The organism is Stenotrophomonas sp. YIM B13575 (assembly GCF_042787595.1).
Lineage (GTDB): Bacteria > Pseudomonadota > Gammaproteobacteria > Xanthomonadales > Xanthomonadaceae > Stenotrophomonas > Stenotrophomonas lactitubi_B.
Genome location: NZ_JBHZOP010000107.1, coordinates 35,916 through 52,178 on the forward strand (window position 1 = coordinate 35,916; position 16,263 = coordinate 52,178).

The 16,263-nt window shown below is 65.9% G+C and carries 13 protein-coding genes; 6 read left to right on the forward strand and 7 right to left on the reverse strand.

Annotated elements, in window-relative coordinates:
* Positions 1-13: 13 nt before the first annotated feature.
* On the forward strand, positions 14-604 hold the full coding sequence (locus ACFX4F_RS16355) for a hypothetical protein (protein WP_380657147.1): 591 nt from the start codon (positions 14-16) through the stop codon (positions 602-604).
* Between the two features lie 70 nt (positions 605-674).
* On the opposite strand, the gene ACFX4F_RS16360 is transcribed toward ACFX4F_RS16355, so the two are convergent.
* The gene (locus ACFX4F_RS16360) at positions 675-1,838 is read right to left on the reverse strand and encodes a PQQ-dependent sugar dehydrogenase (protein WP_380657149.1); all 1,164 of its coding nucleotides are present in this window, start codon (positions 1,836-1,838) and stop codon (positions 675-677) included.
* Positions 1,839-2,009: 171 nt separating this feature from the next.
* Between ACFX4F_RS16360 and yiaA the strand changes: the two genes are divergently transcribed.
* Positions 2,010-2,462 carry an inner membrane protein YiaA gene (gene yiaA / locus ACFX4F_RS16365; RefSeq protein WP_099821353.1) on the forward strand — a complete coding sequence of 151 codons (453 nt, stop codon included), beginning with the start codon at positions 2,010-2,012 and terminating at the stop codon, positions 2,460-2,462.
* A 113-nt stretch (positions 2,463-2,575) separates the two neighbouring features.
* Here yiaA and ACFX4F_RS16370 read toward each other — a convergent pair whose 3' ends face one another.
* The 6 genes from ACFX4F_RS16370 to ACFX4F_RS16395 form a co-directional block, all read right to left on the reverse strand.
* Positions 2,576-2,908 (reverse strand): hypothetical protein, encoded by a 333-nt coding sequence (locus ACFX4F_RS16370; RefSeq protein ID WP_099821354.1) that lies wholly within the window; start codon positions 2,906-2,908, stop codon positions 2,576-2,578.
* Positions 2,909-2,990: 82 nt separating this feature from the next.
* Positions 2,991-4,292, reverse strand: a complete 1,302-nt coding sequence (locus ACFX4F_RS16375) for an APC family permease (RefSeq protein WP_380657152.1) — start codon at positions 4,290-4,292, stop codon at positions 2,991-2,993.
* A complete protein-coding gene (locus ACFX4F_RS16380) occupies positions 4,289-5,053 on the reverse strand; it encodes a L,D-transpeptidase (RefSeq protein ID WP_099821356.1) in 765 nt (254 codons plus the stop codon). The genes ACFX4F_RS16375 and ACFX4F_RS16380 overlap by 4 nt, the downstream gene beginning before the upstream one ends.
* Positions 5,054-5,065: 12 nt before the next feature.
* Positions 5,066-5,914, reverse strand: coding sequence for a MurR/RpiR family transcriptional regulator (locus ACFX4F_RS16385; RefSeq protein WP_100461502.1), 849 nt, complete (start codon positions 5,912-5,914; stop codon positions 5,066-5,068).
* A gap of 502 nt (positions 5,915-6,416) precedes the next feature.
* Complete coding sequence (locus ACFX4F_RS16390; RefSeq protein ID WP_099821358.1) at positions 6,417-7,511, reverse strand: dipeptide epimerase; 1,095 nt, start codon at positions 7,509-7,511, stop codon at positions 6,417-6,419.
* Positions 7,512-8,957 (reverse strand): SH3 domain-containing protein, encoded by a 1,446-nt coding sequence (locus tag ACFX4F_RS16395; RefSeq protein ID WP_380657155.1) that lies wholly within the window; start codon positions 8,955-8,957, stop codon positions 7,512-7,514.
* 132 nt (positions 8,958-9,089) lie between these two features.
* Here ACFX4F_RS16395 and ACFX4F_RS16400 point away from each other — a divergent pair, with 132 nt between their 5' ends.
* From ACFX4F_RS16400 to ACFX4F_RS16415, 4 genes are read left to right on the forward strand one after another with little or no spacing between them, the layout of a single operon-like run.
* On the forward strand, positions 9,090-10,562 hold the full coding sequence (locus ACFX4F_RS16400; protein WP_380657157.1) for a transglutaminase-like domain-containing protein: 1,473 nt from the start codon (positions 9,090-9,092) through the stop codon (positions 10,560-10,562).
* A gap of 50 nt (positions 10,563-10,612) precedes the next feature.
* Positions 10,613-13,636 carry a TonB-dependent receptor gene (locus ACFX4F_RS16405; protein ID WP_099821360.1) on the forward strand — a complete coding sequence of 1,008 codons (3,024 nt, stop codon included), beginning with the start codon at positions 10,613-10,615 and terminating at the stop codon, positions 13,634-13,636.
* Positions 13,637-13,691: 55 nt separating this feature from the next.
* Entirely contained in the window at positions 13,692-15,242 is a 1,551-nt protein-coding gene (locus ACFX4F_RS16410) for a serine hydrolase domain-containing protein (RefSeq protein WP_380657160.1), read from the forward strand.
* On the forward strand, positions 15,175-15,888 hold the full coding sequence (locus ACFX4F_RS16415; protein ID WP_380657162.1) for a M15 family metallopeptidase: 714 nt from the start codon (positions 15,175-15,177) through the stop codon (positions 15,886-15,888). The genes ACFX4F_RS16410 and ACFX4F_RS16415 overlap by 68 nt, the downstream gene beginning before the upstream one ends.
* The last annotated feature ends 375 nt before the right edge of the window (positions 15,889-16,263 follow it).

Genomic DNA, 16,263 nt, shown 5'->3' on the forward strand with positions numbered 1-16,263 from the left:
ATGGAGCCCGCGCATGCGCACGATTGCTTTCCTGATCCCGGCCCTGCTGCTGGCGGCCTGTTCGCAGCCAGCATCGCCGCCCGAGCCCGCTGCCGACGCGCCACCGCCGATGACCGGTGCGACGCCGGCCGAGGCGGCCGCCAGCACCACGCCCGATGCCGTTGCGGCACCGCAGGCTGCGGCGGAACACGCGAAGGATGTGGCGGCGGCGCCGGCGGATGCTTCCAGCCCCGTCGAACCCGCAGCAGACGACGCCCGCGCGCGCATCGAGACGCTGCTCGGCGATGCGGCGCAGTATGAAAAAGTATTCAATGCCTTCAAGGCCGCCGTGGTCGCGGGCGACCGTCCTGCCGTGGTTGAAGAAGTGCGCTTCCCGCTGAACATCAGTGGTGGCAAGAAGATCACCGGACCCGGTGAATTCCAGCGCAACTACGAAAAGATCATCACCCCGGCGGTGGTCAAGGCCGTATCCGCGCAGGAGTTCGGCAAGGCCTTCGTCAACCAGCAGGGCGTGATGATCGGCGATGGCCAGGTGTGGTTGAACGGCCAGTGCCTGGACAAGGCCTGCACGCGCACGGAAGTGAAGGTCATCACCATCCAGTGAAAGCAGACGGCCCCGCATGCGGGGCCGTTGCAGTTCGGTAGTGCCGGCCGCGGGCCGGCAACCCGGCCAATCAGGCCTTCGGCGTGAGCTTCAGCAGCCGCGCCTTGCTGCCGTCTTCCAGCAGCCACAGCGCGCCGTCCGGGCCCTGTTCCACTTCACGGATGCGCTCGCCCATGTTGAAGCGCTCGGCTTCGCGTGCGTTGTCGCCATCGAAGCTGACGCGCACCAGGGAGGTGGACGACAGGCCACCGATGAAGGCGCTGCCCTTCCACTGCGGGAACAGGTTGCCGTTGTAGAACATCAGGCCGGCCGGGGAAATCACCGGGTTCCAGGTCACCTTCGGTGCGGCGAATTCCGGACGGGTGTCGTGGTCCGGAATCGGACGGCCATCGTAGTGATCACCGTTGGACACGATCGGGTAGCCATAGTTGGCACCGCGCACGATCAGGTTCAGTTCATCGCCGCCGGCCGGGCCCATTTCCTGTGCCCACAGCTTGCCATTGGCATCGAAGGCGATGCCCAGCACATTGCGGTGGCCCAGCGACCATACCTGCGCGGCCACGCCACCCTGCGAGGCGAACGGATTGTCGGCCGGCAGGCTGCCGTCGTCGTTGAGACGGATGATCTTGCCCAGGTTGCCGCTCATGTCCTGCGCCGGATCGAACTTCTGCCGTTCGCTGGAACTGATCCACAGCTTGCCGTCCGGGCCGAAGGCCAGGCGATGGCCGTAGTGGCCTTCGCCACTGACCTTCGGCGTCTGCCGCCAGATCACCTTCAGGTCTTTCAGCTGGCCGCCGCCGTTGGCGTCGAGGGCGAGGGTGGCACGGGCCACGGCCGCGCCGCGTGTATCCAGCGTGCCTTCCTCGGCATAGCTGACGTAGACCACATGGTTGCGGGCGAAATCCGGATGCAGGATCACATCACCGAAACCGCCCTGGCCGCCGTAGGCGACCTTGGGGACACCGGTGATCTCATGCTTCTGGCCACTGGCGAGGTCGAGGTGCTGCAGCTTGCCGCGCTTTTCGGTCACCAGCAGGCTGCCATCGGGCAGGAAGGTCATCGCCCACGGCTGGTCGAAACGGCTGACCTCGGTGGCGGTGAAGGGGCGTTGGTCGGCGGTCGCGGCGGTTGCCGGGGCCTTCTGACCTGTCGCATCAGGACCGGCAGCATTGCAGGCGGTGGTGGCGAGGATCGGCAGCAGGCCGAGTGCGAGCAGCAGGGGCGTGCGGGTCATGGGTATCTCCAGCGGAAGGGGACGCGGATGGCCAGGCTCTCCCTTGTATACCACCGGGCAGGTGACGGTCGTGGCCCGAAGGGCCTGCTACCCCCTGTGCGGCTTGGCGCGGATCGTCTAGGGTGTTCTCGCCCGGGCAAAGCATGCCCGCCTGTCTGCCAAGGAACTGCAATGAACGCACCCCTCATCCATCGACCTTCGCCCGCCTTCATCGCCGCCTCATGGGTGGCCCTGCTGCTGGGCGCAGTGGCCTACCTGGTAGGCCTGTTCAATGCCGAAATGCCGCTGAACGAAAAGGGCTATTACCTGACCCTGCTGCTGTTCGGCCTGTTCGCGGCGGTATCGCTGCAGAAGAGTGTGCGCGACCGCGTCGAGAGCATTCCGGTGAGCGGCCTGTACTACGCGCTGTGCTGGTTCGCGCTGCTGTCGGCGCTGCTGTTGCTGCTGGTCGGTCTGTGGAACGCCACCCTGGTGCTGAGCGAGAAGGGCTTCTATGGCATGGCGTTCGCGCTGTCGTTGTTTGGCGCGGTGGCGGTGCAGAAGAACACCCGCGACCTGATTGCCGCGAATGCGGCCGAGCCCAAACGCGCTTCGTCGATTCCGCCGTTGCCGGAACAGGACTGACGGGCGGAGGTAGAGCCGAGCCCACGCTCGGCTGCTGTGTATCGGCAGCCGAGCGGGCTCGACTCTACAGCTGAGGCTTCAGCCGAGCATGGGCTCGGCTCTACAACGTGCTGTTATGCGTTGCGGTCCCGGCGTGGGTCCAGGTTGACCGCTTCTTCCCAGCCGCGACGCACGGCGCTGCGGGCCTGCGCCCATTCCAGCCGGCTCTTGCCGCGCTCCTTCGCCCATCGCGATTCCAGCTCGCCTTCGATCTCTTCGTATGCGCGGATCATGTCCTGCGCGCGCGCGGTGTGGCCGATCTGGTACGCCGGCTCGTAATCGTCGAAGAACAGCTGGTTGTCGTAATACGGCTCGCTGGTATAGCGATCACGCCAGTAGTCCGAAACCGCCTGGCGTGGGGTTCCGTCTTCCGGCACGCGGCCGGGGATCTGGTAATCAGTGCTCATGGGCAGGAGGCTCCGTGGTGGACGAAGCCTGATCCTGCCTGTCGCCCGGTTAACGCATCGGGCCGGCAGCGTGATCGGCAGGTCAATCGGCGCTGGCGTCCTTGCGCGGCAGCGTGTAGATGACCGCGCCAACCGCGAAGGCGACCAGCGCCGCGGCGATGTTCTGCCAGCTGGCACTGGCGAACAGGGCCACGCACAGCAGCAGGGCCAGCACCGGAATCAACGGGCCACCGGGCAGCTTCAACGCACCGGGGCGGTCCGCATAGCGCTTGGCCAGTACCAGCACCGCTGCTGCAGTACCGATGTAGGCGAACAGGCGCGTGGTCATCGACAGCAGCGCCAGCTGCACGAACGAGCCGGACAGGGCCAGGCCGAGGGCGATCAGGCCCTGACAGAAGATCGCTGCGGCCGGGGTGCGGAAGCGCGGGTGCACCTGCGCCAGCACCTTCGGGCCGTAGCCATCGCGTGCCAGGGCGAACAGGAAGCGCGGGCCCATCATCATCGTGTTGCTGTTGGTGCCGAGGATGGAGATGGTCGCGCCCACGGTGAGGATCAGCGCCAGTGCCTCACCGCCGAAGCTGGAGGCGGCATCGGCCAGCGGCGTGGCCGAGCTGGCCAGCCCGGGCAGGGTGCCTTGGGCCACGATCTGCACCGCCGCGTAGATCACGGTGACGGTGACGATCATGGTGATCAGCGCGAACGGGATGTCGCGGCGTGGGTTGCGGTATTCGCCGGCCGCGGCCGGGATGTTCTCGAACCCGGCATAGGCATACAGCAGCAACAGCGCCGCCTCACCCATGCGCTGCAGGTCGTGCGGATCCGGGCGCTGGCCGGAGAAGGCAAGCTGCGGGTCGATGTAGAACGCACCGATGGCCACGAACAACAACAGCGGCAGCATCTTGCCGATCACCAGCACGATGCCGGTACGCGCGGCCGACCGCACGCCGATGATGTTCACCCCGGTCAGGAAACCGAGCGAGACCACGATGATCGCGATGCGGCCCATGCCTGCGCCTGCCCACGGCCAGAACCGCGCTACGGCGTCGGCCAGCGCATTGCTGAGCGCTGCAGCGGAGCTGATGCGGGTCAGCCAGATCATCCAGCCGATCTCGAAGCCGGCAAAGCGGCCGAAGGCTTCGCGCGCGTACAGGTAGCTGCCACCGGGTTCATCGAAATAGCTGGCTGCCTGCGCGTAGCACAGCACCAGCAGGGCGACGACGATACCGGCGGCGACCACGCCCCACAGGCTGAAGGGGCCGAGCAGGGCGACCGTAGCCGCCGGCAGCAGGTAGATGCCACTGCCGACCACGTCGTTGATCGACAGGCCAACAATCTGCCAGCGGCTGACGGCGCGTTGCAGTTGGGGTTCGTCGGCGGCGCTCAACGTGCGGCTCCTTCAAGCGCGGGCAGTTTCCACTGTGCCTGCAGGCGCTGGTATTCGGCGCGTGGCAGCAGCACGAAACGCGGCGTGTCCTGCGGGCGCAGCCAGTCCAGCAATGCCTGCATGCGCGCCTGTGGCATCGCGGTACAGCCAGCGGTGGCCTCGCCGGGCTGGCGCCACAGATGAGCGAAGATGCAGCTGCCCTTGCCGGGCTGGTTGTCCGGGTTGTGCGCGATCACGAAGCCTTCCTGATAACGCACGTCGCCCTTGTTGTGCAGGTCCAGCCGCATCGGTTCGGTGGAGCCGGTGATGGCGGCACTGCCAACCTTCTTTGCATCGACGATGCGGTTGTAGAACGGCGATGCCGGTACGTCCATGCAGTAGCTGGTGCTGCTCATCGGCTGGTAGGTCATCGCCGTTCCGGGCCGGGTGACGGCATAACCGAACGCGCTGCCCAGCGCGAACACACCGGCCGGACTGCGGCCGTCGCCTTCCTGTTTCTGCGGGCCGTCGGCCTGCGCAGGATGCAGGCCCAGGCCCCAGGCACTACCGGTGCGGCCCAGCGCCACCGGGAAGGCCTGGCCGTGCTTGCGCCATTGCTTGCCGTCGCGCACGAAGGCCTGCAGCTGCCCCTGCGTGCTGTCCCAGTTCTCGCTGGTGACGACGATCAATTGGCGTGCCTCATCCAATGGTGCGGCATGGACAGTGACGGCCGCCGCGAGCAGCAGCGCGGCGGATGCAAGGCGGGCCAGCAACAGGTTCATCGGGCGCTCCGGTCAGGAATCCAGCAGGTGATCGATCCGTTCCAGGTTCACCGCCAGCTGCTGCTGGCGATCCGGATTGGCGTGGCAGAGCAGCACGAACAGGAAATCGAGCAGGGCATGCATGGCGCTACGGTACAGCAGCTGTGCCACCTGCGGCGCGCGGTCGTGCGCGCACACCACCAGCGCCGCATCGGCGTGCGCGCGCAGCGGGTTGGCGGTGTGGCGGGTGATCGACACCACCTTGCCGCCCATGTCCTGGAACTGGCGCGACAGCTGCGACAGCTGTGGCAGGTTGCCGAACTCGGAGAACATCAACAGCACATCACCCGGGCGCGCCGCGGACAGGTTGGCCAGCATCAGGATCGGATCGGTATGGGGCACTACCAGCAGGCCGAGCAGCGACAGCCGCATGGCGAATTCACGTGCGTACAGGCCGTCGTCACCGAGGCCGTGGACAAACAGCTTCGGCGCGCCGTCGAGCAGCTGCACGATGCGTTCGATCTCCTCGCGGGGGTTGGCTTGGCGGGTTTCTTCCTCGGCCTGCGCCTTGCTGCGGCGCAGGGCATCGCCCAGGCGCAGGTAGTCATCGCTGATGTCCGGTGCGGCCGGCGCCTGCTGCGGGTCGGCACCGGCACGGGCAACATCCTCGCCGATGGAATACTTCAGGTCCGGGTAGCCCTTGAAGCCGAGCTTCTGGCTGAACTTGACCACGCTGGACTGGCTGATGCCCAGCGCACTGGCCAGCTGCTGCGAGGAGTAATCGCGCAGCAGGTGGGCGTTGTCGAGGATGAAGTCGGCGATGCGGCGTTCGATGGCCGACATCTGCCCGCGCTCGGTGCGGATTTTCAGCAGGGGCGGCATGCGGGGTGTCCGGGCATGTGTAGGCGCGTTGCGGTTGGCTGCGTAGAGCGTCTCATGGAGTGGGTCAGGTGGGTGGGATTTGCAGGGGACGCCGCAAGTACGTCCGTGCAGGCTTGGCCGCCGCATTCATGCGGCGGACACCCCAGCAAACCCCACCCGCCCGCCCCCGGACAGATCGCGCGCGTGCCAGCCGCGAAGGGGGTGCGGGGTAGAGCAGAAGCAGGAGCATCCACTCGTGGCGTGGATCTACCCGGAGCTGCTGTTGAGTCCGCCTTCAAGCGAGCCGAGCACCGCAGGTCCGGCGAGGGCGAAGAGGCGCGGGTGTCTGAGCGCAGCGAGTTCCCGCGCCGTCCCTCGACGGGCCGAGGAGCGCAGGGAACCGGTGCACAGCACCGGCTCGCGGCCGGCGGAGCGTTTCTTTTGGTTACTTTTCTTTTCGCGAAAAGAAAAGTAACGCCCGACCCAAAGTCAGTTGTACGCCAAGCCAGCCGCAAGGCAGAAATCAACCGAGCATCTCCAGCCCCCGCACTTCGGTGATGCCCAGCCCCGGCACATCGCTGATGCTGATCTCGGACTCGTTGAAGCGCACCCCGCCGCTGACCGGATCGAACTGCCCCAGCGACGGGCCATCCAGATCGACCTTGGTGATCACATCGCTCTTGGCTACCGCCAGATGCACTGCCGCGGCGACGCTGATGCTCGACTCGATCATGCAGCCGATCATGCACGGCACGCCGTAGATGCCGGCGATGTCGGCGATGCGGATCGCGTTGGACAGGCCGCCGGTCTTCATCAGCTTGATGTTGATGATGTCGGCGGCGCGTTGCTGGATCAGGTCCATCACCTGGCTGGGACTGAACACGCTTTCGTCGGCCATCACCGGCGTGTTGACGCGGTCGGTGACGTACTTCAGGCCAATGATGTCGGCCGCTTTCACCGGTTGTTCCAGCAGTTCCAGCACCACGCCGGCGTCTTCCAGGGTGCGCATCGCATGCACGGCCTGCTTGGCGGTCCAGCCCTGGTTGGCGTCCAGGCGCAGCAGGGCTCGGCCCTCCACGGCGGCATGGATCGCCTTGACCCGCTCGATGTCCACGCCGATGTCCTTGCCGACCTTGATCTTCAGCGACTCGAAGCCGCGTTCGATCGCCGACAGCGAATCGGCCACCATCTTGTCGATGTAGTCCACGCTGATGGTGATGTCGGTGGTGATCACCGGGTCGCCGCCACCCAGCATCTGGTACAGCGGTGCGCCATGCAGCTGCGCCCACAGATCGTAGAGCGCGATTTCCACCGCTGCCTTGGCGCTGGTGTTGCGCTCCATCGCGGTCTGCACCAGCGTGCACAGGCGGTTGAGGTTGACCACCTCCTGGCCGATCAGGCGCGGGGCGATGAAGTGGCGGATCGCTTCGATGATCGAGCCGTGCGTGTCACCGGTGATGACTGCGGTGGCCGGCGCCTCGCCGTAGCCGGTGTGGCCGGTATCGGTGCGGATCAGCACCACCACGTCTTCCACGGTCTCCACGGTGCGCAGCGCGGTCTTGAACGGTGTTTTCAGCGGCACGCGCAGCATGCCCAGTTCGATGGCAGTGATCTTCATTCAGGGATTCTTGGCACGCAGGCGTTGGATGTTGGTGATGCGGTCGATGTAGCGGACGCTGTCGCTGGCCATCATCGGCTCCAGCGGCGTGACCGATACGCCATTGAGATGGGCCTGCACACGCTTGCCGTCGGCGCCGAACCAGCTGCCGCCCGCGGTATCGTGGATCACCCAGGTGCGGCCGTCGACGTGGCCGATGGCCATCATCACGTGGCCGGGGATGTAGACCAGATCGCCCACCTGCAGATCGGTGACGGCGCGGTCGCGCAAGGCCTTGCTGTCCTTGGGGGTGAATGGCAGGCGGTCCAGCGCCGGGCTGATCGCCTGTGCGCTGGTATTGCGCGGCAGCAGTACGCCGAAGCTGCGGTAGATCTCCGACACGAATCCACTGCAGTCGCGGGTGTCGTAGTCGTGGCCCCAGCCGTAGCGCTCGCCGAGGAACTTGAACGACTGCTGCAGCAGCAGGCGCGGGGTCAGCGGCAGGTAGTCGGCGGCGGTGTCCTGCGAGCGCGGCAGCAATGCCGGCACCAGGCGCAGGCGGCCATCGGCCTCGCGCACCGGCAGCTGCACCACCCACGAGGCGTGCGCCTGTTGCCCGTTCACCGGTTCGGCGGCTGGCCAGTCGGCCAGCACCGGCAGGCGCACGCCCATGTCCAGCTGCAGGCGCGATACGCGCGGTTCTTCGGGGGTGTAGGCGGTGTGCGCGGTGGCACCGGTGACGATGCGGTACGGGCCCTTCGCGCCGTAGCCGAGCACCGTGGCCTTGTCACCACTGGCCACGGCATCGGCTTCGATCCAGGCGCTGTAGCGCTCGCTGTGCACGAACAGCCAGCGGCCATCGGCACTGCGGTGGACCACGGCAACCTTGTCACCGGGGAACAGTGCCGACTCCTGGAAGCGGTCGATATCGGTATCGCCGACGGTGCTGAAAACACGCTGGCGGGTCGGGAAGGTACGCAGCGCGGCACGCTTCACCACCAACCCGTACGACGGTGCAACCTGCGCAGGAACGGCGTCGAGGCCGAGGTTGGCTTCGATTGCGGTGCGCAGGCCGGGGGCGATGGCCTGGCCCTTCTCGTCATACAGCGCCCGCTTGGGCCAGCTCGAAAGCGCGCCGATGCTGTCGCGCACCTGCGTGGCGCTGAGCTGTGCGGGCAGCGTGGCGATGTCCTGGATGTGGTTGTCCTCGGCGCGCATCCGCGCGTTCTGCGCATTGATCTGCGCGCGGTCCAGGATCGGTGCGTCGGCGTTGTCCAGGCGTGCGGCCCAGTAATCCGGGGTGAGGTAGGCCTCATGCAGGCCGATCACGTAGGGCAGCGGTGCGCCGGGGTCGGGTGCAGGCGTGGCCGCCTGGGTAAAGGCCGGTACAGCCAGCAGGCCCAGCGCCAGCGCCAGGGTCAACCTGCGCGGCCAGTGCCGACGCGGTTCGCGGGAAGCCAGGATCATGCGCTGCACACCCTCCTCGAAAGCCTGTTGGAATATTTATTCCTTTCGGCCGCGAAAGCAAGAATAAATTATTGACCGGTCCTCCGGCCCGTGTTACACAGCCGTTACCACCCGCGCTTGGGAAGTGTCGCTGTGGATCCTGCCGTTCGCAAACCGTCTCTGCCTGCCGCTGCCGGCCTTGGTGCCGCGCTGCTGCTGTGGGCGTGGGCGGCACCGGCCGCGGATCAGCGCAGTGCCGTCGATCGTGAGCGGGAAACGCAGCTGATCGATCTGGTCGACAGCGGTCGCTTCAGGGATGTCGATGCGACGTTCGCCGCAGACGGCGTGCCCGCACCCGCCGACTTCCAGTACGAGCGCATGCGCCGCATCAAGATGGATTTCAGCCTCGACGAAGCCGCAGCCAAGGCCGCCGTTCGCCGCTGGATTCCCGACCTGACCGACGAGGAGTTCGCGCGCTGGGACCAGCAGGGGCTGATCGAGCACTACGATATCGACGGCACACGCTGGTACTTCAAGCGCGCACCGTCGAACCTGTTCCTGCTCAGCGACGAGGCGCGTGCGCGTCGTCGGGCAGATGCGCCTATGCCACCGCCCGGCCCGAATGAAGTGCTCAATGCGCATCACGCGCGCGCAGTCGCTGTCTCCGAACAGAGCGGCACGACATCTGTGCTGCCGCAGCGCATCGAATTCACGCAGTCGCTCACGGTGAAAGCGGACGCAGTGCCGGCCGGCGAAACCATTCGTGCATGGATTCCGTACCCGCGCGAGATTCCCGGCCAGCAGGAGCGCGTGCAGTGGGTTGCCAGTTCGCCGGGCAAGGCGCGTATCGCCCCGGCCAGCACGCAGCAGCGCACCGCCTATTTGGAAGCCAAGGCCGTGGCTGGCCAGCCGACGCGCTTTGAAATCCGCTACGCGGTGACGATCTTCGCGCGTCACACGGCAATCGATGCGACGAAGGTGCAGGCGACGCCGAATGATCCCGCATTGAAGCCCTATCTGGCCGAGCAGCTGCCGCACGTACGCTTCACCCCAGCGTTGAAGCTGTTCTCCGACCAGGTGCTGCAGGGCGAGACACGCCCGTATGAAGTGGTACGCAGGCTGTTCGCGGCGGTCGACCGCATTCCGTGGGCAGGGGCGCGTGAGTACTCCACGATCAGCAACATCAGCGACTACGCGCTGCGTGCCGGCCACGCCGATTGCGGGCAGCAGACCCTGCTGCTGATCGCCCTGCTGCGCATGAACGGCATTCCCGCGCGCTGGCAGTCGGGCATGGTGTTTTCCGACGATGGCAGCGGCTACAACAACCTGCACGACTGGGGCCAGGTCTACCTGGCGCCCTATGGCTGGCTGCCGATGGATGTGACCACCGGTGCGCTGGCCATCGACACGCCCGCGCTGCGTGATTTCTACCTGGGTGGCCTCGATGGCTACCGCATCGCCTTCAACGACGATTTCGGCCAGGCCTTCGTGCCGGCCAAACAGCACTACCGCTCGGAAACGGTCGACTCGCAGCGCGGCGAGGCCGAGTGGTCAGGCGGCAACCTGTACTTCGACCAATGGAGCTATGACTTCCAGTGGCGGGTACTGCCAGCCGGGCAACGCTAGCGCGACACACCACCCCACCACCATTCAATTCTTGCAGGAGAGAGCAGGGGATGAAGGCTTACAACATCAAGCGGGCGGCCTTGTGCGTCGCCCTCGGGACGTGCCTGGGCATCATGCTGCCTACCACGGCCATGGCCCAGAACGTGTCGGGCGCCGTCGCCGGCCGCGCGACCGCAGGCGATCAGATCACCGTCGTCAATGCCGGCACCGGTCTGACCCGGACGGTCACCGTCGGTGCCGATGGCAGCTACCGCCTCGGCCAGCTGCCGGTGGGTGACTACCGGCTGCAGCTCAGCCGCGATGGGCAGACACTGGGCGAACAGGTGGCGGTCAGCGTCGCTGTCGGTGGTACCACCACAGTCAACCTGGCCAGTGGTGGCGGCGTCACCAACCTCGATGCGCTGCAGGTGGTCGGTACCCGCGTGATCAACCGGGTGGACGTCTATTCCACCGAGACCTCGTTCAACATCAACCGCCAGGAGATTTCCCGGCTGCCGGTGGCACAGGACCTGTCCGCTGTCGCGTTGATGGCACCGGGCGTGGTCGGCGGTAACTCGTCGTTCGGCGGCCTGTCCTTCGCTGGTTCCTCGGTGGCCGAGAACGCGGTCTTCATCAACGGCCTCAACGTCACCGACATGTACACGCGACGCGGCTTCAGCACGGCACCGTTCGCGTTCTTCAATGAATTCCAGGTCAAGACCGGCGGCTACTCGGTCGAGTTTGGACGTTCCACCGGCGGCGTGATCAATGCGGTCACCCGCTCAGGCAGCAACGAGTTCAAGGGCGGCGTGGAAGTCACTGCCGAGCCCAGTGCTGGGCGCTCCAGCGGCGGCGACCACTTCCATCGCGACGGTACGCCGCATTCCTACGGCAGCCGCGACAACAACTCGTTCCTGAAAACCAACGTCTGGGGCTCTGGGCCGATCATCAAGGACAAGCTGTTCCTGTTCGCCATGTACGAGGACCGCAACGACCGCGGCCACAACACCTCGTCCGATGGCAGCACCTGGTTCAAGAACAAGTCCGGCAATGGGTTCTGGGGCACCAAGCTGGACTGGAACATCAATGACAACCACAGCCTGGCGCTGCTGGCGTTCTCCGATGAGGGCGATGTCACCAACGCGTCCTATGCATACGACTGGGATGACAACCGCCTTGGCGACTGGGGCGGTGACTCGATCACCGAGACTGGCGGCAAGAACTGGTCAGCCACCTACACTGGCCACTTCGGACAGAACTTCACCGCCCGCGCGATGGTCGGCCAGAACAACCAGCGCGCGTTCACCAACTCGTCGCTGGACCAGGCCTGCAGCCCGGTGTTCACCGACAGCACCTATGGCACCCGTCTGTCCAAGCTGCAGGGCCTGCGCGCCGGTTGCCATCCGACCGGCACGGCCGTGGCCGAACGTGATGACACGCGCGACGTGGCGCGCCTGGACTTCGAATGGCAGCTGGGGGACCACCTGCTGCGCTTCGGCGTTGACCGCGAGCTGATGACCACCGACCAGACCACCCGTTATCCCGGGCCGACCGCCTTGAGCTACACCGCGTACGTGGCGCGTCCCGGGGATGAAGTGTGGGACGGTGCCAATGCCTACGTACCGGCCGGTGTCACCGAGATGCTGCGCGCGCGCAACCGGCAATCCGGCGGCAAGTTCGAGACCGAAGCCAATGCCTTCTATCTGGAAGACATCTGGAACATCACTCCCAACCTGATGCTGAACCTGGGCGTGCGCTGGGACCGCTTCGAAAACCGCACCGCCGCCGGCAAGGCGTTCATCAAGATGGACGATCTGATCGCGCCGCGCGTGGGCTTCTCGTGGGACATGAAGGGCGATGGCAGCACCAAGCTGTTCGGCAACGCGGGCCGTTACTACCTGCCGGTGACCAACAACATCAACGTCAACTTCGCCGGCGGCCTGACCGACGAGTACAGCTACTACGTGCTTGAGGGCTGGGAACGGAAAACCTCGCCCACCGGTTCGGCGTACATGGCACCGGTCATCGGCCAGCAGATCGGGCCGACCGACACCCGCATGAACACCGGTGGTGCCGACCTGCGGCAGAGCGTGGACAAGGATCTGAAGGCGGTCTACCAGGACGAGTACATCCTCGGCTTCCAGAACATGATCAACCAGGCCTGGTCGTGGGGCGTCAATGCCACCTACCGGCGCATGACCCGCGCACTGGATGACATCCGCATCAATTACACCCCCTGCGGACCGACGCCGAGCACGTTGTGGCCGATCGCAAACCCGGGCGAGAGCCTGACCATCTGGGGCGACAAGAGCATCGGCTGCGCCAACGAAGGATGGATCACCATCGATACCGCCAACAGTGGCTATCGCAAGGGGGGCAGCGGCGAGGTGATCGGTTATTCCAAGCCGAAGCGTACCTACAAGGCGCTTGAGTTCCAGATCGACCGCGCGTGGGACGAGAAGTGGATGCTCAACGCGTCCTACCTGTGGTCCAAGAGCGAGGGCAATTTCGAAGGGCCGGTGAACTCCGATACCAACTACGGTGATACCGGCATGGTCCAGTTCTGGGATCACCCGGCCACCAACGAACGTTATGGCGTGCTGTTCAACGACTTCCGTCACCAGTTCAAGCTGCGTGCTGCGTATGCACTGAACAAGCAGTGGTCGTTCGGCACCACGTTGCAGGTGCAGTCCGGCGGCCCGATCACCGCCTATGGCGTGATGTGGCCGAACGATTCGATCGCCGGTGGCAGCACGTCCAGTGAAGGCAGTGGTGGTGGCACCGGCTGGCTGTGCGTGGCCAACTGTTCCGGCCCGTATGACAAGCGCCAGTTCGAATACAGCCCGCGTGGTGCCTTCGGTCGCCTGCCGTGGACCTGGACCATGGGGGCGAACGTGACCTGGCGCCTGCCGGTGGAGGGCATCGACCTGAGTGCCCGACTGTCGGTGTACAACATCTTCAACAACCAGAAGACCATCAACGTGCATCAGCGTTACGAAGCGCAGCCTGGCCAGTACCGCGAGAACACCTTCGCCACCGGTACCCGCTGGCAGGCCCCGCGCTACACCCAGCTGGTGGTGACCTGGAACTTCTGATCGATGAGGATGCGCAGTGCCGGGCGTTGCCCGGCGCTGCCGATGGAGACCGACCGTGTATCGCCTGCTGACCTTAGCCGTGCTGCTTGCCGCCGCCCCTGCAGGGGCCGTGGATACGGCACGCCTGGATGCCGACATCGCCTTCGTGGTCCAGCACGAGCACCTGCCGGGGATGGCGATGGCAGTGGTCGAGGATGGCCAGGTGGTCTATCGCCACACCGAAGGAGTGCGCGGTGACGGCGGCCGCATCGACGAGGACACGCTGTTCAAGATCGCCTCCAACAGCAAGGCGATGACCGCCGCGCTGCTGGCCACGCTGGTGGAGCAGGGCAAGCTGCGCTGGGACGATCCGGTGCAGCGCCATCTGCCGGCGTTCCGCATGCATGACCCGTGGGTGAGCGAACACCTGCAGGTACGCGATCTGCTGATCCACAACAGCGGCCTCGGCCTGGGTGCCGGCGACCTGATGCTGTGGCCGGAACCCAATGCCTTCACCCGCAGTGACGTCATCGCCGGGCTGGCACACCTGAAGCCGGTCACCAGCTTCCGCAGCGGCTACGCCTACGACAACCTGATGTACGTCGTTGCCGGCGAGGTGGCCGCGGCCGCCGGTGGCAAGCCGTATGACCAGCTGATGCGCGAGCGGGTATTCGAACCGCTGGGCATGACCCGTTGCCAGGTGGGCGCGTGGTCGGTGAAGCAGGTCGGCAATGTCGCCCAACCGCATGTGCGGCGCGATGGCCGCAATGTGGTGGTCGGTGCGGATGGAACGCTCAGCCCCGACCTGACGTCGATGGCGGCTGGTGGCATCCGTTGTTCGCTGCGCGACATGACGCGCTGGATGCAGGTGCTGCTGGACCCGTCGCTGGCACCGGCGTGGTTGGGCGCCGAGCAACGCCGCATGCTGTGGACACTGCACATGCCGATGCCGTTGGGCGAACGCCAACGCGACTGGGACAACGCCCGTTTCTACGGTTATGGGCTGGGCTGGCGGGTGTCGGACATGGACGGGCACTGGAAAGTCGCGCACACCGGTACGTTGTCGGGCATGTATTCCTCGCTGGCGCTGCTGCCGGATCGCAAGGTCGGTGTGGTGATGCTGATCAACGGCGAGGCCGAAGAGGCGCGTACCGCGTTGATGCAGTCGGCGCTGAAACAGTTCACCGCGCCGGAAGACGCGCAACATGTGGGGTACTACCTGGCCGAACTGGCGGCCGATCGGGCTGTACGCGCCGCCACGGGGAGTCGTGCGCCCTCCACCAGGGCTGCGCAACCGGCCGCCGTCACCGATCTGGCGCAATGGCAGGGACGCTACCGCGATCCCTGGCTGGGCCCGGCATCGCTGTGTCCCACCGCCAATGGCCTGCGCTTCAGCGTGGACAAATCGCCCACGCTGCAGGCAACTGTGCAGCAACTGGAGGGGCGCTGGCTGCTGCGGTGGGATACGCTGGAGCCCTCGGCGCAGGCATGGCTGAATCCCGGTGCAGACACGCCGACGCTGGAGCTGCGCGCCATCGATCCGGAGATCGACTTCAGCTATGACTTCCAGGACCTGCATTTCACTCGTACTGGCGATTGCCCTGGCACCGGCGGCCCACGCCGCTGAGCCGCCGCGCATCTCGCCCGTCACCGACGCCACTGCGGCGGGGCTGGTGGATATCCGCACGCTGTCGCCGCGCATCGAGATGGACATCCGCTATGCCGGTGCCAACAACTTCACCGCTGCGCCCGTGCCGGGTTATGAGGCGCCAGCATGCTATCTGCTGGCGCCGGTGGCAAAGGCCTTGTCCGCTGTGGAGGCCGACCTGCGCGCGCAGGGTTTCGCGCTGCGTCTCTACGATTGCTATCGCCCGGTGCGCGCGGTGCAGGCGTTCATGGCTTGGGTGAACGATCCACGGGAACAGTCGCGCAAGGCCCTGCAGTATCCGGATCTGGACAAGCCGCAGCTGCTGAGCGACGGCTACATCGCCGAGCGTTCCGGCCACAGCCGCGGTGCCACCGTGGATCTTGGCCTGCTGGATTGTCGCAGCGGGCGCTGCACGCCGATGGACATGGGCACCGACTTCGATTTCTTCGGCCCACGCGCGCATACGCAGACGCCGGGCTTGAGTGATGCACAGAACGCCAACCGCCAACAGCTGGTGCAGGCGATGGCACGACGTGGTTTCGCCAACTATGCGCAGGAGTGGTGGCATTACACGCTGCAGCCCGAGCCGGATGCCGGTACTGCCTACGACGTGCCAGTGCGGTAGGGGGTGTCGGCAGGGCTGCGCCCTGCACCCGCCGAGGCCACTGCGCGAGCAACAGCAGAAGCAACAGCAACAGCAGAAGCTGGCATTCCGTGGGATGGCGGGGTGGTTCCGGTTGCGGGGGACGCCGTGAATACGTCCCTGTAGGCTTGGCCGCGGCATCCATGCCGCGGACACCCCCGCAACCGGACCCACCCCGCCTTCGACAGATTTCTGCAGCAGTTGGTGGGTGTCGACCTTGGTCGACACGTAGATCCACGCCATGCGTGGATGCTCTTCGATCAATTGTCGAGATATTCGATTTCGATGGAGATTCATCCACGCATGGCGTGGATCTACCAGATCGCGGAGATCTGTCAGAGGTGGGGCGGTGTGGGA

Coding starts and splice junctions, on each gene's coding strand:
- ACFX4F_RS16415 (WP_380657162.1), top strand. CDS start 15,175: ATGACTTCCAGGACCTGCATTTCACTCGTACTGGCGATTGCCCTGGCA.
- ACFX4F_RS16395 (WP_380657155.1), bottom strand. CDS start 8,957: ATGATCCTGGCTTCCCGCGAACCGCGTCGGCACTGGCCGCGCAGGTTG.
- ACFX4F_RS16380 (WP_099821356.1), bottom strand. CDS start 5,053: ATGAACCTGTTGCTGGCCCGCCTTGCATCCGCCGCGCTGCTGCTCGCG.
- ACFX4F_RS16405 (WP_099821360.1), top strand. CDS start 10,613: ATGAAGGCTTACAACATCAAGCGGGCGGCCTTGTGCGTCGCCCTCGGG.
- ACFX4F_RS16370 (WP_099821354.1), bottom strand. CDS start 2,908: ATGAGCACTGATTACCAGATCCCCGGCCGCGTGCCGGAAGACGGAACC.
- yiaA (WP_099821353.1), top strand. CDS start 2,010: ATGAACGCACCCCTCATCCATCGACCTTCGCCCGCCTTCATCGCCGCC.
- ACFX4F_RS16385 (WP_100461502.1), bottom strand. CDS start 5,914: ATGCCGCCCCTGCTGAAAATCCGCACCGAGCGCGGGCAGATGTCGGCC.
- ACFX4F_RS16360 (WP_380657149.1), bottom strand. CDS start 1,838: ATGACCCGCACGCCCCTGCTGCTCGCACTCGGCCTGCTGCCGATCCTC.
- ACFX4F_RS16355 (WP_380657147.1), top strand. CDS start 14: ATGCGCACGATTGCTTTCCTGATCCCGGCCCTGCTGCTGGCGGCCTGT.
- ACFX4F_RS16390 (WP_099821358.1), bottom strand. CDS start 7,511: ATGAAGATCACTGCCATCGAACTGGGCATGCTGCGCGTGCCGCTGAAA.